The organism is Mesorhizobium sp. M0239, from assembly GCF_040321815.1.
Lineage (GTDB): Bacteria > Pseudomonadota > Alphaproteobacteria > Rhizobiales > Rhizobiaceae > Mesorhizobium.
This window is the reverse complement of record NZ_JAMYSG010000001.1, coordinates 37,094-50,624: the sequence shown is the minus strand read 5'-3', so window position 1 is coordinate 50,624 and position 13,531 is coordinate 37,094. Positions and strand designations below refer to the sequence as shown.

The 13,531-nt window shown below is 64.0% G+C and carries 11 protein-coding genes; 1 reads left to right on the top strand and 10 read right to left on the bottom strand.

The features are described 5' to 3' along the window. Positions 1 to 17: 17 nt before the first annotated feature. The 3 genes from NKI99_RS00225 to NKI99_RS00215 form a co-directional block, all read right to left on the bottom strand. Positions 18 to 1,508 carry a sugar ABC transporter ATP-binding protein gene (locus tag NKI99_RS00225; protein WP_023808881.1) on the bottom strand — a complete coding sequence of 497 codons (1,491 nt, stop codon included), beginning with the start codon at positions 1,506 to 1,508 and terminating at the stop codon, positions 18 to 20. 13 nt (positions 1,509 to 1,521) lie between these two features. Then, on the bottom strand, positions 1,522 to 2,598 hold the full coding sequence (locus tag NKI99_RS00220) for an ABC transporter substrate-binding protein (RefSeq protein ID WP_023808882.1): 1,077 nt from the start codon (positions 2,596 to 2,598) through the stop codon (positions 1,522 to 1,524). A 62-nt stretch (positions 2,599 to 2,660) separates the two neighbouring features. Next, a complete protein-coding gene (locus NKI99_RS00215; RefSeq protein ID WP_023808883.1) occupies positions 2,661 to 3,908 on the bottom strand; it encodes an enolase C-terminal domain-like protein in 1,248 nt (415 codons plus the stop codon). 149 nt (positions 3,909 to 4,057) lie between these two features. Between NKI99_RS00215 and NKI99_RS00210 the strand changes: the two genes are divergently transcribed. Further along, positions 4,058 to 4,819: a GntR family transcriptional regulator gene (locus NKI99_RS00210; protein WP_128302340.1), complete on the top strand. Its 762-nt coding sequence runs from the start codon at positions 4,058 to 4,060 to the stop codon at positions 4,817 to 4,819. Between the two features lie 75 nt (positions 4,820 to 4,894). On the opposite strand, the gene NKI99_RS00205 is transcribed toward NKI99_RS00210, so the two are convergent. The 7 genes from NKI99_RS00205 to NKI99_RS00175 all read right to left on the bottom strand — a co-directional run bounded on the left by NKI99_RS00205 (position 4,895) and on the right by NKI99_RS00175 (position 13,366). Next, entirely contained in the window at positions 4,895 to 5,773 is an 879-nt protein-coding gene (locus NKI99_RS00205; protein WP_023808885.1) for an SMP-30/gluconolactonase/LRE family protein, read from the bottom strand. Positions 5,774 to 5,807: 34 nt separating this feature from the next. Continuing rightward, positions 5,808 to 6,770 carry a 3,5-dioxohexanoate:acetyl-CoA acetone transferase gene (gene kce, locus NKI99_RS00200; RefSeq protein WP_023808886.1) on the bottom strand — a complete coding sequence of 321 codons (963 nt, stop codon included), beginning with the start codon at positions 6,768 to 6,770 and terminating at the stop codon, positions 5,808 to 5,810. Then, positions 6,767 to 7,714, bottom strand: coding sequence for a 3-hydroxyacyl-CoA dehydrogenase (locus NKI99_RS00195; RefSeq protein ID WP_023808887.1), 948 nt, complete (start codon positions 7,712 to 7,714; stop codon positions 6,767 to 6,769). The genes kce and NKI99_RS00195 overlap by 4 nt, the downstream gene beginning before the upstream one ends. Positions 7,715 to 7,724: 10 nt before the next feature. Further along, positions 7,725 to 8,531, bottom strand: a complete 807-nt coding sequence (locus NKI99_RS00190; protein WP_292694483.1) for an SDR family oxidoreductase — start codon at positions 8,529 to 8,531, stop codon at positions 7,725 to 7,727. Positions 8,532 to 8,544: 13 nt separating this feature from the next. Beyond that, the gene (locus NKI99_RS00185; protein ID WP_352609310.1) at positions 8,545 to 10,629 is read right to left on the bottom strand and encodes an ABC transporter permease subunit; all 2,085 of its coding nucleotides are present in this window, start codon (positions 10,627 to 10,629) and stop codon (positions 8,545 to 8,547) included. Next, the gene (locus tag NKI99_RS00180) at positions 10,626 to 12,158 is read right to left on the bottom strand and encodes a sugar ABC transporter ATP-binding protein (protein ID WP_352609309.1); all 1,533 of its coding nucleotides are present in this window, start codon (positions 12,156 to 12,158) and stop codon (positions 10,626 to 10,628) included. The genes NKI99_RS00185 and NKI99_RS00180 overlap by 4 nt, the downstream gene beginning before the upstream one ends. Before the next feature lie 80 nt (positions 12,159 to 12,238). Further along, positions 12,239 to 13,366 carry a sugar ABC transporter substrate-binding protein gene (locus NKI99_RS00175; protein WP_023808891.1) on the bottom strand — a complete coding sequence of 376 codons (1,128 nt, stop codon included), beginning with the start codon at positions 13,364 to 13,366 and terminating at the stop codon, positions 12,239 to 12,241. Between the last annotated feature and the right edge of the window lie 165 nt (positions 13,367 to 13,531).

Genomic DNA, 13,531 nt, shown 5'->3' with positions numbered 1-13,531 from the left:
GAACTCGGGCAGGCGCGTCAGACATGGTCGCCTCCGAACGACGCCTGCAGGATACGGCCGGTCTCGATGGCCTCGCCTTCCAACCTGGTCACGGCGCGGCCCTCGCGGAAGACATAGATGCGCTCGCAATTGGTCAGCTCTTCGAGTTCGGTTGTGTACCAGACGAAGGCGCGTCCGTTCTCGGCTTCCGCGCGGATCAGCCGGTAGACCTCCTGCTTGGTGCCGACATCGACGCCGCGCATCGGATCGTCGAGGAAGATCACCTCGGCGTCCGACGACAGCGCGCGGGCGAACAGCACCTTCTGCTGGTTGCCGCCGGACAGCGACAGGATCGGCGTGTCGATCGAAGGCGCCTTGACGTTGAGCCTGTTCGACCAGGTCTCGGCCAGCTTGCGGGCGGCGGCGCCTGAAATCATGCCGCCCCGCGTCAGTGCATTCAGGCTGCGGATGGTCAGATTGTCGGCGATAGACCACAGCGAAAACACGCCTTCCGAGCCGCGGTCGCCGGCGACATAGGCACCCGGCAAGGCCTCGCGTTGCCGGCGCGAGGCATAAAACATCGCGCGCAGCCGCTCGCGCTGGCCGTGGCCGTCGAGCCCGGCGAAGCCGATGACCTCACCCTTGCCGACGTCGATGGTCAGATCTGTGGTGTCGCGACCCGCATGCCGGATAACCGGAGCTTGCACCGAGGCCACCTTGCCGGCCGTGCGCTCACGCGGCCGTTCGATGCTTCCCATCAACTCGACCAGCGCGGCGCGTGACAGGCCGGCGGTCGGCCGCTCGGCGACGACCTTGCCGTCGACCATGACGACGGTGCGGTCGCAGACGGCGAGGATCTCGTTGAGGCGATGGGTGATCAGGATGCAGGCGATGCCACGCCCTGCGGCACGACGAATGTGGGCGAGCAGTTGTTCCGTCGCCTCATGGCCGAGCGCCGAGGTCGGCTCATCGAGAATGACGGCGCGCAATTTGATGCTGGTCTGCGTGAAGGCGCGGGCGATCTCGACCATCTGTCGCTCGCCGATCGGCAGGTCGGCGACCTTCCTGTCGAGATCGATGCCGTGGCCAGGGAAGATCTCGTCCAGCACCGGACCAATCACCTGGCGCGCGCGCCGCCGCCAGCCCAACCCACGCAAGGACCTGTGCACGATGCGGGTGTTTTCCGCCGACGTCAAATTGGCGCAGAGCGACAGTTCCTGGAAGATACAGCGCAGACCGGCCTGCTGGGCACTGGCCGCACTCCAGGCACCGATCTCACGTCCGCCGAGGCGAAAGCTGCCGCTGCTGCGCTCGATGGTGCCGGCCAGCACGTTCATCAGCGTCGACTTGCCGGCGCCGTTGTGACCGACAAGGCCAACGACCTCGCCGGGTTTGAGATGAAAATCCACGCCGCCCAGGGCATGCACGGCATCATAGTGCTTGCGGACATCGCGCACCTCGATGAGGAGGCCGTCGGCATTGACCGTCTCTGCTGCGTCCCTTTTGGGCGACGTGGGATCGTTCATCATTCGGCCATGCTGCTCATTTCGGCGCGGGAACGCCCGGCAGTGGCTCCTTCTTCACGTTGGCGTCGATGATCTTGGCCACCAGCTCCTGCGGGTATTCGGCATTGACCACGCCGCCTGCGGGAACCGTCTTCAGCCAGGCGTCGAGGTCAGGCTGATTGATCTGCAGGAGCGGCACCTCGACGAATTTCGGCACCTGCTTGCCGGCCAGGATCTGCTGCGCGACCCAGAACGCGACCTGCGAGACGCTGGGCGTGGCGCCCAGCGAGAAGGTTTCGTAGCCGCCGGCATCATGCTCCTGCTTCCACAGCGCCAATTCGTCCTGGCGGTTGCCCATGATGATGATCGGCAGCGGCCGGCTGGCGGCCTTGAATGCCTGCGCCGCGCCATAGCCGTCGCCGCCCTGCGTCAGCACCGCATCGACCTGAGGCAACGACGGCAGGATGCCCGACACTTCCTTTTGTGCCACGGTGGCCGTCCACTGACCATAGACCTCGCCGACAGCCTTGTAGCTGGCGTGCGCCTTCATCGCTTTCTCGACGCCCTCATGCAGGCGCTTGTCGAAACCGTCGCCGGCCATACCGCGGATCTCGAGGATGTTGGCCGGCTTGTCGCCGAGCTTGCTGGAGATGAAATCCAGTTCGGCCTTGGCATAGGAATCGAGGTTGTAGTCGACGACATAGGCGCAAGGCTCGGTGACGCCGCTGGCGAAGGCGACGACCGTGATACCGGCATTGCAGGCATCCTTGATGGCGCCATTGAGCGCGGTGTCGGAGCCGGCAAGGACGATGATCGCATCGTAGCCCTGCAGGATCAGGTTCTCGATCTGGCTCGCCTGTTCGGTCACCGAATTGTTCGAGCTGACGACGGCTGTTGCGGCGATCTGCTTGTCGGCCACGGCCTTGGCGCCCATTTCCTCGAAGCTCTTGATCATCACCTGGCGGAAGGAATTGCCGGCGTAGGAATTGCTGAAGGCGATCTTCTTGGCCGAAGTGTCGCCCTTGGCGACGCCTTCATAGGCGCGCGCGTCCAGCGCTGCAAAGCTGGTGCAGCCGAGCATGGCTGCAATGAATAAGGCTGTGGTCTTGCTCATTGTTGTTCTCCTCCGGTTGAAAGTCATAGCGTCCTCCCGACGATCCTTTCGAACGGAAAATGTCAGCCCAGCCCGAGATCAGGCACGGCATCGTTCAAATGGTCGGCGAAATTAGTGTTGGGCAGCAGCGGATACCAGCCCGGACGGCCGGGATCGCGGTCGTAGGCATAGCCGCCCAGCGAGCGATAGAGTTCGGCATAGGTGGCGAGTTTGTCACGATCGAGTTCGACGCCGAGGCCCGGTGCCTCCGGCACCGCGATCGCACCATTCTCGTAGAGCATCTTGCCGCCGACGATGATGTCGTCGGCAAGGTGGTGATAATGCGCGTCGGCGGTGAAGACGAGGTTGGGCAGCACTGCGCCAAGATGCAGCATGGTGGCGAGCTGGATGCCGAGTTCGCCAGAGGAATGCACCGCAATACCGAGACCGAACGTGTCGCAGATCTGCGCCGCGCGCACGCAGGCGCGGATGCCGCCCCAGAAGGTGGTGTCGAGCAGGATCACGTCAACCGCAGGGTCGCGCACATTGGTGGCGAGCTGTTCGAAATCGATGACGATGGTGTTGGTGGCCAGCGGGATGGAGAGCTTCTCGCGCAAGCGGCGCATGCCGGCCAGGCCCCAGGTCGGGTCCTCGAAATAGTCGTTCCTGAGATCGGAGATGGCTTGGCCGAAACGCAGCGCCTCTTCGACCGACAGGGCTGCGTTCGGATCGTAGCGCAGCGTATCGGCAGGAAATTCGGCGGCGAGCGCCCTGAAACATTCCAACTCATAGTCGGGGTGAAACACGCCGGCCTTGAGCTTGTGGGCGTGAAAACCATGTTCGGCCTTGAGCGCGCGGGCATGCTCGAGCAATTGATCGATGGTGCGGACTTCGCCCTTGCCGCTGCGGCGGTCGGCATAACGGAAGAACAGATAGGAGGCGAAGCCGATCCGGTCGCGCACGCGCCCGCCAAGCAATTGGTAGACCGGCACGCCGAGCTTCTTGCCGATGATGTCGAGACAGGCGAATTCCAGCGCTGCGTGCAGCTGCGTGCGGTTGTTGTAGAGCGACGCCGTCGGATTGCAGATGGCGTAGCGCATCCGGTTGAGATCGAAAGGGTCATGGCCGACCAGGTAGGATTTCAGGCCGGCGAAAGCGAGTTCGGCGCCGGCGCCACCACCGCCCATCTCGCCGAGCCCAACAATGCCTTCGTCGGTCTCGACCTCGACCACGGTGCGGACAAAGCGTCCCCAATGCGTACCGTTGCTGTGCCGCAATGCTGCTTCCAGCGGAACGGTGATGGTGGTCGCCTTGATGTCCGTGATCTTCATGCCGGCTCCTCTCCCCTAGCCTGCTGGCGTCATACACACTACCATGGTAGTATGTCAACACAGCTTCAATCCTGCTTGCCGCTTGAGTTGGGACGTGCGCGGTGTCATGACCGGAGCAGTGCAGCGCCATTCACAGCAACGGATTCGTCATGGGGACCAAGCTTTCGGGGGCGACCAGATTTTCAGGCAGTGCTGCCAGGCTGAAAACCGCCGGTCAGCGCGAACCCTCGCGGGTGCTGGAGCCGGTCAACAATCGCATGCCGATCTCACCGCAGATCTACGAGCGCCTGCGCCGCGCCATCACGACGCTGGCGATGTTGCCGTCGGAAGCGCTCAGCGAACAGGACCTAGCCCAGCAGCTCGGTGTCAGCCGGACACCCGTGCGCGAGGCGCTGATCCGGCTTGCCGATGAAGGGCTGATCGACATCCTGCCGCAACGCGGCAGCTTCGTCGCGCCGATCCGGCTAAGTGACGTCGAGGAAGCGCAGTTCATTCGCGAGGCACTCGAGGTCTCCGTCGTGCAGAAGCTGGCCGGACACGGTTCGAGCGCCTTCATCGCGGCAGGCAGGGTGAATCTTGCCCAGCAGGCCAAGGCAGTGGCCGAGGGCGACCGCGAGCTGTTTCTTGAGCTCGACGAGGGCTTCCATCGTAGCCTTTGCGAAGAGGCCGGCCTGCCCAAGAGCTGGCGGGTGATCCAAGTGGTCAAGCTGCAGATGGACCGTGTGCGCTATCTGAGCCTGCCCGAGCCGGGTCACCTCGAAACGCTGCTCGCTCAGCATGTGGCGATCTTCGAGGCCGTGGAGACCGGCGAGGCAAAGCAGGCAGGCGCGCGTATGGCGGCGCATCTGCGCGAAGTGCTGCGCACGGTGCAACGGCTCAACGTGGCTCGCCCGGACCTGTTTGGCCAATGATCCGTTGACCGCTCATTGGGATGCCTGCGCGAAGGCCTGATCCGCGTATGCTACGGGCGCTTCGCTTGTCTGGCGTCAGCTGCCGAAGCGGGGCTCCGCAACGCCTTTGACGCCAAGGCCCGTGATGGCGAACAGGCTGCCGCGCAAAACGCCGTCGCCGGGAAAACGCGGCAACGGCGGCTTGGCCATCGAGGTGACGTAAAGGATATCTAGCTTCGGTCCGCCGAACATGACGCTGGTGATCTTCTTGACCGGCATGTCGATGATGCGATCGATGCTGCCATCGGGCGCATAGCGCACCAGTCTTCCGTCATAGACCAGCGCATTCCACAGATAGCCCTCGGCATCGACGGTCGAGCCGTCCGCCGCACCGCCCCGGCTGGTGTCGACGCGCACGAAGGTACGCCTGTTGGTGGCGGCACCGGTGGCGATGTCGTAGTCGTAGGCCCATATCTCGCCGGTCCAGGTGTCGGCGAAATAGAAGGTGCGGTCGTCGGGGCTCCAGCATGGACCGTTGGAACAGATGATGCCGGAATCGATCCGGGTGACGGAGAAATCCGGATCCAGCCTGTAGAGACCGCCGGACGGCCCCTCTTCCATCGTGTCCATCGAGCCGGCGAAGAAGCGGCCGCGCCGGTCGACCTTGCCGTCGTTGAGCCGGTTCATTGGCCTGTCCGGCTCGGGATCGTGGATCAGCGTCACATCGCCGGAGGCGAAATCGAGCAGATGGAAACCGCGCTGCAGCGACACCACGGCGCCGCTACCGTCCTTGCGTAGCGCCATTGAGCCGATCTTCATCGGCACGTCCCATGACCGGATCTCGCGTCCGTCGGCGGTCGCCCGAAACACGCGCCCGTCGAAGCTGTCGATCCAGTAGAGTCGTTCCTGTTCGACGTCCCACAGCGGTCCTTCGCCCAGTGTGGTCTTCACGTCCACCACGACTTCGATCTTCATGCCGTCCTCCTCGGAATTGGCGCCACGCAACGATTTAGAAAGCGACCTTGTCGCCGCCCTTCAATGACAGGATTTCGCGCGCCTCGTCGGGCGTCGCCACCTCCATGCCGAGCCCCTCGATGATCTTGCGTGCCAGCAAGACCTGTTCGGCGTTCGATTTGGCAAGCTTGCCCTTGCCCGCCCAGAGACTGTCCTCCAGCCCGACGCGGATGTTGCCGCCAAGTGCGGCCGATTGCGCGGCGATGCGCAGCTGGCTGGCGCCGGCGCCGAGGACCGACCAGCGGAACTGGTCGCCGAACAGCCGGTCGGCGGTGCGCTTCATATGGGCGACGTCTTCCGGGTGCGTGCCGATGCCGCCAAGCAGCCCGAACACCGACTGCACGAAGAAAGGCGGCTTCACCAGCCCGCGGTCGGCGAAGTGCGAGAGGTTGTAGAGATGGGCGATGTCGTAGCACTCGAACTCGAAGCGCGTGCCGTTGTCGTAGCAGGTCGCCAGAATGTACTCGATGTCCTTGAACGAGTTGCGAAAGACGAGGTCGCGGGTCGCTTCCAGATGCGGCTTTTCCCAGTCGAACTTGAAGGTCTCGTATTTGTCGGCGAGGTGATAGAGCCCGAAATTGATCGAGCCCATGTTGAGCGAGGCGACTTCCGGTTTGAACTTGGCGGCCGGGCGCACGCGCTCCTCGACCTTCATGTACGGGCTGCCACCGGTGGTGATGTTGATGGCGGCGTTGGTGCCTTGCTTGACGCGCGGCAGGAAGCGAGCGAAGGCCTCCGGCGTCTGGTCGGGCTTGCCGGTTTCCGGATCTCGCGCATGCAGATGCAGGATTGCGGCACCGGCTTCGGCAGCCGCGATCGCCTCAGAAGCGATCTGGTCAGGCGTGATCGGCAGATAGGGCGACATGGTCGGCGTGTGGATGGCGCCCGTCACCGCGCAGGTGATGATGACCTTGCCCCTGGTCTGCGCAGCACTTGGCTTGCGGCTCGTTTCGATCATTGTCCGTACTCCTGGTCCGATTTTTTCTTGTGTGCCGCCAGCGCCATCAGCCGACGATCGCGCCATACCTGCCGTTCGCCGAGGTTTTCGCGTGGCAGGCGCTCGCGGCGGTCGGCTTCGACGGTTTTCATCACCTCGCCCGCCCAGTCGACGCGCCGCAGCATCTGCGGGAAAATGTTCGAATAGATCGACTGATAACGCTCGACATAGTCGCGCACGCCGCCAGGTGCATTGAGATCGATGGTCTCGAACGGACCCATGAACGACCAGCGCAGCGCCAGTCCGTCACGGATACCGATATCGACATCCTCGACGCTGGCGTAGCCGTCGGCGACAAGCCGGAAAGCCTCCTCAAGCAATGCGCCTTGCAGGCGGTTCATGATGAAGCCGTCGAGCTCGCGCTTCATCACCAGGGGCGCATGACCGGCGTCGATGAGGAAGGCGCAGGTTCTCTCGACCGTCTCGGCGGACGTCCATGGCGCCGGCACGATTTCGGCCGCCGGAATGAGATAGGGCGGATTGATCGGGTGCACGACCAGACAGCGATGCCGTCCTTGCAGATGGTCGGTGAATTTCGACGGCAACAGCGCCGAGGTGGAACTGGCGATGACTGTCCGCGGATCGGCAAGCGTGTCGATCAGCGAGAATACCTCCCGCTTCACCTCGAGGTTTTCAGGCGTGTTCTCCTGGATATGGACCGCACCCGCCAGCGCCTTTGCCAGCTCCGCGACAATGGTGATCCGGCCAAGCACAGTGTCGACGGACTGACCGCGCAGCAGGTCGTTTGCGGCAAGGTCACCGAGCACGCCGGCAATGTAGTCGCGGGCGCCGCCGGTCGCAGCGGGCGACTGATCCCACATCCGCACGTCATGGCCGGCACGGGCAAAGCTGATTGCCCAGGCCCGCCCGATAAACCCGCTTCCGACGATCGCGACATTAGCCATGGCTTGTTCCTCAAAGTGTTTCGACGTTGCCGTCGACGCCGAGCGACTGGCCGGAAATGTTGATCCCCGCATCGGAGAGCAGGAAGGCGACCATCGACGCCACATCATAGGGGCTGGTCATGCGGCGCAGCGAGATGTTCTGCAGATAGCGTCCGGTCATCTCCTCGTGGCTGATACCGACCTGCTTGGCGCGCGCCGAGATAACACCTTCGATGCGGGGCCCCTCGATGATGCCGGGCAGGATGGCGTTGACCCTGATGGCGTGCGGCCCGAGCTCCTTGGCGAGACTCTGCGTGAAACCGATGACACCGAACTTGGCCGCCGAATAGGGTGTGCGGAAGGCGTAGCCATGGCGGCCGGCGGCAGACGACATCGAGACGATCGAACCACCGCCCGCCGCCTTGATCAGCGGCACGGCGCGACGGGCGCACAGAAACTGGCCGGTCAGGCAGATGTCGATACAGCGCCGCCAATCGGAAGGGTCGATCTCGTCGACACCGCCGGTCGGCCCGGCAATGCCGGCATTGTTGATCAACGCATCGAGCCCGCCGAGTTTTTTCTCGACCGCCTCGAACAGGCGGTCGACGTCCTCGTCGCGCGAGACATCGGCCTTGACCGCAGCGACAAGGTCGATCTTGCCGGGAGCAGCGGCCAACGCCTCGTCGGAAACATCGCAGACGACGATGCGAGCGCCGAGGCGTGACAGCGTGTCGGCTATGGCAAACCCGATGCCGCCGGCGCCCGCCGTGACCAGCACGCGCTGGCCTTTCAGCCCGGTCAGAAATTCGTCCGCCGATGCCGGCGCCCTTGTGCTCATGGTCCTGTCCTTTTCATTGCAGCCGCCGTTCGCGCAACGCCATGACGGCGCCCAGAACGACCAGTCCGTAAAGAATTGCCCTCGTGGCATAGGGAAGCGTGGTGCCGGCGAGCAGCATCTGCAGTGCCGTCAGCAACAACACGCCGCCGAGCATGCCGAGATAGTGGCCGCGTCCGCCGGTGATCAGCGCGCCGCCGACCACCACCACGGCGATCGACGGCAACAGATAGTCGTCGCCCATGCCAAGGCTTGCCTGACCCGAAAAGCCGGTCAGCATGATGCCGACAACAGCCGCGCAGACGGCCGAAAGCATATAGACCAGGATCAGCGTGCGCTCGACGCCGATGCCCGACAAGCGCGCCGCGCGCAGCCCATTGCCGATGCCGTAGACGCGTCGTCCGAACGGCGTGCGGCCAAGCAGCAGTACCGCCGCGACGACAAAGACGACCATCAGCAGGACGATTGGGGTCAGCAGGCCGGCAAGCTTGGCCGTCATGACCCAGCGCAGCATCGGCGAGGAAAACCCGGCCGGCGTTCCCTGCGAATAGAGCAGCGCACAGCCTTGCAGAATGCCGTTGGTGGCAAGCGTCATGACGATCGGCGATATGCCGAGATAGACGATGCCGAAACCATTGGCGAAGCCGATGGCGCAAGCCATCACCAGAACGACCGGCAAGGCGTAGACAAGGGCCGCGTCGGAGCCGTTGACCATGCCGGCCAGGATGATGCCGGAGATGCCGATCGTCCACGGCACGGAGAGATCGAGGCCGCCGGTCAGGATGACGGTTCCCTGCCCGAGCGCTAGGACGGCGAGGAAGGACGACAGCACCAGCAGCGAATTCCAGTAACCCGGATTGAGGATGGCGCGGCCGAGCCAGACCTGCGTGACGACCACGATGAGCAACAGGCAGACATAGGCGGGCAGCGCATAGCGCAACGTTTCCGCGTTGCGTAGATGGAAGGCAGGGCGCGGCGATGCCGGACTGCGCTGGGCATGGGCTGGTTCGGCGGTCTTGAGACGCCGGTCCACGCGCTCGAGTTGCGAGGGCAGTATGCCGGCGCGCCAGGCGGCGAGCCGGGCACGCGCGGCGCGCAACTGCACGGCAAGCACCGATGCGTGCGAGATGGAGCCGGCAAGTGCTGCCAGCACCAGAATGGTGCCTTCGGCGATGGTCGCATAATAGGCCGATACGTTGAGCACCAGTAGGATGTTCACCACGATCATCAGGATAAAGGCGCCAAAGACAGAGCCCACCGGGCCGCCCTGCCCGCCGCCGAGGCGCGTGCCGCCGACGACGACCGCCGCGAACATCGACAACAGCAGCGGATTGCCGACCAGCGGATCACCGCTGCCGGTCTGGGCGCTGATGAAGACGCCGGCAAGGCCATAGCAGCCGCCGGCGATGACATAGACGGCAAAGCGCACCAGCACGACATTGATGCCGACGGAAGCGGCCGACTCCGCATCGCTGCCGACCGCATAAAGTGCTGTGCCGAAGCGGGTTCCCTTCAGCCAGAACCAGGCGAGCAGGACGACGCCGATCCCCACCAGCGGCATCGGCAGCCAGCCGGCGATCGCGTCGCCAAGATAGAAGGTACCGAGATCGGGCGACACGAAGCCGCCGGGCTTGTCCATCACCAGCAGCGTCACGCCTTGCAGGATGAACATGGTCGACAGCGTCACCACGATGGGCTGCATGCGCAGCACAGCGATGAAGAAGCCGTTGAAGGCGCCCACGGCCATGCCGACGCCGATGCCGACGGCGGTCCACAAGATGATGCTGGCGCCTGGCGCCATTGGGTCCATGCTCGATGCCAGCACGGCATTGACCAGCGATATCACCGCGCCTGCGGACAGGTCGAAGCCGCCCGACAGGATGACGATGGTCTGGCCGATCGCCGCGAGCGCCGAGGTGGCGCCGCCGCTCGACAGGAACGACACGTCGAAATATGTCAACGGCCCGGCGCTGATCCAGTCGACAACGAAGAGCAGGATCGCCAGGACGGCCGCGGCGATCAGCGCGCCGCGATTGCGCATCAGCGCACGGCGCAGTCCGACGCCGCCGGTAGCGGGGGATGAGGCTGCTGCGCTGCTCATGCGGCGGCTTCCCCGGCATGCCCGAGCGCCGGGCGCATGATGGCCGGTTCGGTGATGGCGTCGCCTTCGAGTTCGGCGGCGATGCGCCCATCGTAGAGAACCAGGACCCGGTCGCATTGATGGACGAGTTCGGGAATCTCGGTCGAGTGCAGCAGGATCGAACCGCCCGAAGCCACGTAGTTTCGCATCATCACATAAAGCTCGTGCTTGGTGCCGACGTCGATGCCTCGGGTGGGATCGAACAACAGCAGGATGCGGCTCTGCGCCACCAGCCATTTGGCGATGGCGATTTTCTGCTGGTTGCCCCCGGAAAACGCACCGGCCCGCGTCCAAAGCGCGCGGCGGTCGACCTCGACAGTGGCGAATGCCGCCTCGACGGAGCGGGTCTCGGCTTGCCCGTCGACAAGACCTAGCCGTGTGAAGCGCGATATCACGGGCAGAGTGGCGTTCTGGCTGCCCGACAGTTTCAGGAACAGGCCTTCGGATTTGCGGTCTTCCGGCACCAGGCCGATGGCCATGTTGGGGCGCAAAGCATCGGCCGGCGAACCGAGCCAGACCTTGCGGCCGTCGACGAGGATGTGGCCGCGGGTGATTTCGGCCATGCCGAAGCAGGCCAGGAATAGGTCCTGCTGGCCCATGCCCTGCAACCCCGCGACGCCGAGGATTTCGCCCTTGCGCAGATCGAAGCCAGCGCCGTCGAGCTTGCGCCCGACCTTGAGATCGCGCACGCCCAGAACCGGCGGGCCGAAGGCCTGGGCGCTGTCCGGCTTGGGCGGGAAGGTCTGCTCGATGCTGCGGCCGATGATCTTTTCGATGACGTCGCCATCCGAGACATCGGCAACCGGCGCGGTGACGATGTGGCGGCCGTTTCTCAGGATCGTCAACGTCTCGCAGAAGGCACGGACCTCGCGCATGCGATGGGTGATGAAAACGATGGTGGTGCCGGCCGCCTTCAGCCTGGCGATGATGTCGCCCAGCCAGTCGACGTCGCGGCCGGCGAGCGTCGAGGTCGGTTCGTCGAGCAAAAGGATGCGCGGCTTGCGGTAGACGGCACGCGCGATCTCGATCTTCTGGCGCACCGAAAGCTCGAGCTCACTCACCTCGGCATCGAGATCGACGGAAAAACCGAGATCTTCGATATGGCGGCGGACGGCCTTGCGGGCGGCACCGCGGCGGATCAGGCCGGAGATGCCGACGGGGGCGTAAGGCAGCATCATGTTGTCGAGGACGGAGAGGTCACGCACCAGGGTCATCTCCTGGAATGCTGTCTGCATACCGAGCGCATGTGCTGCGCGCGGTGCGCCGCAAGCGATCTCCTTGCCGAAGACACGGACATGGCCTTGGCTCGGCCGGACCAGTCCGGACAGCAGCTTCACCAGTGTCGACTTGCCCGCTCCGTTTTCACCGAGCAGGGCATGGACGCTGCCGGGCGCGATCGCAAACGACACGCCGTCCAGCGCGACGGTCGGGCCGAACGCCTTGCTGATACCGTCGATCTCGATGGCGGGGAGCTCGGAATGTTCTGTCATTGTCCTCGATCGCCGGGCTTGGCATGGATTGACGATGCACGGACAACAGTCCGTGCATCGTCACACGCGCCTTGGGAGGCTTAGTTCTCCGGTTGTCCGACGAGGGCAGCATTAAGGCCGACCTCGGGTGTCTGGTCCGAGAAGATCGAGGCAAACCAGCCCGGATTGGAGACCAGCGACGGCTTGAAGGCGTTGCAGCCGGCCTTCATCTCCGCCCATGTGCCTTCGTCGCACAGCTTGATCGTCTCATTGGTGACGAGCGGCAGCGGCAGGATGGTGGTCTTCGGCACGTCCTTGCCTTCGATCGCCTCGACGGCAAGCTTCAGCGCCAGCGCACCCGAATAAGGCGGCGAGGCGTAGGAAATGCGTTGTGCGCCGGCCGGCGCGTAAGGGGCGGCCGCACCTTCGACTTCGGTGCCCTCCGGCAGCATCTGGATGCGGCCGCCATTGGAACCTTCGCCGGCGCAAGGCAGGAGTTCGCTTGTCTTCTTGCCGGCCTCGAGCTGCATCGAGTTGGCGGTGAAGCAGCCGACCTGCATCCACAGCCCGTTGATGTCGTCCCAATTGCGGGTGGCCAGGATTTTCGAAAGTTCGGTGCGGGCGACCGCCTGGCTCCACATGCCGACAGCCTCGCCGACGATCTTGATATCAGGATATTTGGCGAAGACTTCCTTGGCGGCTTTTGTCCGCTGATCGTCGACGGATGTTCCCGGGACACCCGTGATGGCGATGATGTTGCCCTTGCCGTTGAGCTTCTTGACCAGCCATTCGGCGGTCACCCTGCCGGCTTCCAGCTGGTCGATGTGGACGTTGTAGGCACAAGGCTCGGTGATCTCGGCGTCGTAGGCAAAGACCTTCACGCCCTTGTCGCAGGCATTCTTGACGACCTGGTTGAGCGCGGTCGGCGAGATCGGATATACGACGATGGCCTCGGCGCCGCTTTGCACCATTGCGTTGATCTGCTGAATCTGGCGTTGCGCGTTGGGGCCAGCGACCTGGACCTGCAGGTCGACCTTGTCGGCCAGGCTCTTGTGAGCGGCCATGGCCTTGACCATGTTGGCCGCCTCCGCTTGCCAATCATTGCCTATGTAGCTCATGCTGAGAAAGATCTTGTGCTTCTCGGCTGCCTGCGCGGCGGACAGGCCGAAGGCGCATGCAGCCATCCCAGCCAGCAGCGCGAGCCGCCGGACTTTCGATCCGATACCCATGTGAAACTCCTCCCAAACAGAACGACCGAATGCCTCCCAAGGGCACAAAACGTAACCTTTGCCATTCGATGCCAGCGACCGTAACATGATTTGATCAAATATCAATGATGAAATCGTTTATATCAAAACGGCTATGTCAGCCGCTTGACGTGGCACCACGAACCT

Bases quoted from the DNA above. Each gene is read 5' to 3' on its own strand.
- NKI99_RS00225 (WP_023808881.1), bottom strand. From the start codon at position 1,508: ATGATGAACGATCCCACGTCGCCCAAAAGGGACGCAGCAGAGACGGTC.
- NKI99_RS00220 (WP_023808882.1), bottom strand. From the start codon at position 2,598: ATGAGCAAGACCACAGCCTTATTCATTGCAGCCATGCTCGGCTGCACC.
- NKI99_RS00215 (WP_023808883.1), bottom strand. From the start codon at position 3,908: ATGAAGATCACGGACATCAAGGCGACCACCATCACCGTTCCGCTGGAA.
- NKI99_RS00210 (WP_128302340.1), top strand. From the start codon at position 4,058: ATGGGGACCAAGCTTTCGGGGGCGACCAGATTTTCAGGCAGTGCTGCC.
- NKI99_RS00205 (WP_023808885.1), bottom strand. From the start codon at position 5,773: ATGAAGATCGAAGTCGTGGTGGACGTGAAGACCACACTGGGCGAAGGA.
- kce (WP_023808886.1), bottom strand. From the start codon at position 6,770: ATGATCGAAACGAGCCGCAAGCCAAGTGCTGCGCAGACCAGGGGCAAG.
- NKI99_RS00195 (WP_023808887.1), bottom strand. From the start codon at position 7,714: ATGGCTAATGTCGCGATCGTCGGAAGCGGGTTTATCGGGCGGGCCTGG.
- NKI99_RS00190 (WP_292694483.1), bottom strand. From the start codon at position 8,531: ATGAGCACAAGGGCGCCGGCATCGGCGGACGAATTTCTGACCGGGCTG.
- NKI99_RS00185 (WP_352609310.1), bottom strand. From the start codon at position 10,629: ATGAGCAGCGCAGCAGCCTCATCCCCCGCTACCGGCGGCGTCGGACTG.
- NKI99_RS00180 (WP_352609309.1), bottom strand. From the start codon at position 12,158: ATGACAGAACATTCCGAGCTCCCCGCCATCGAGATCGACGGTATCAGC.
- NKI99_RS00175 (WP_023808891.1), bottom strand. From the start codon at position 13,366: ATGGGTATCGGATCGAAAGTCCGGCGGCTCGCGCTGCTGGCTGGGATG.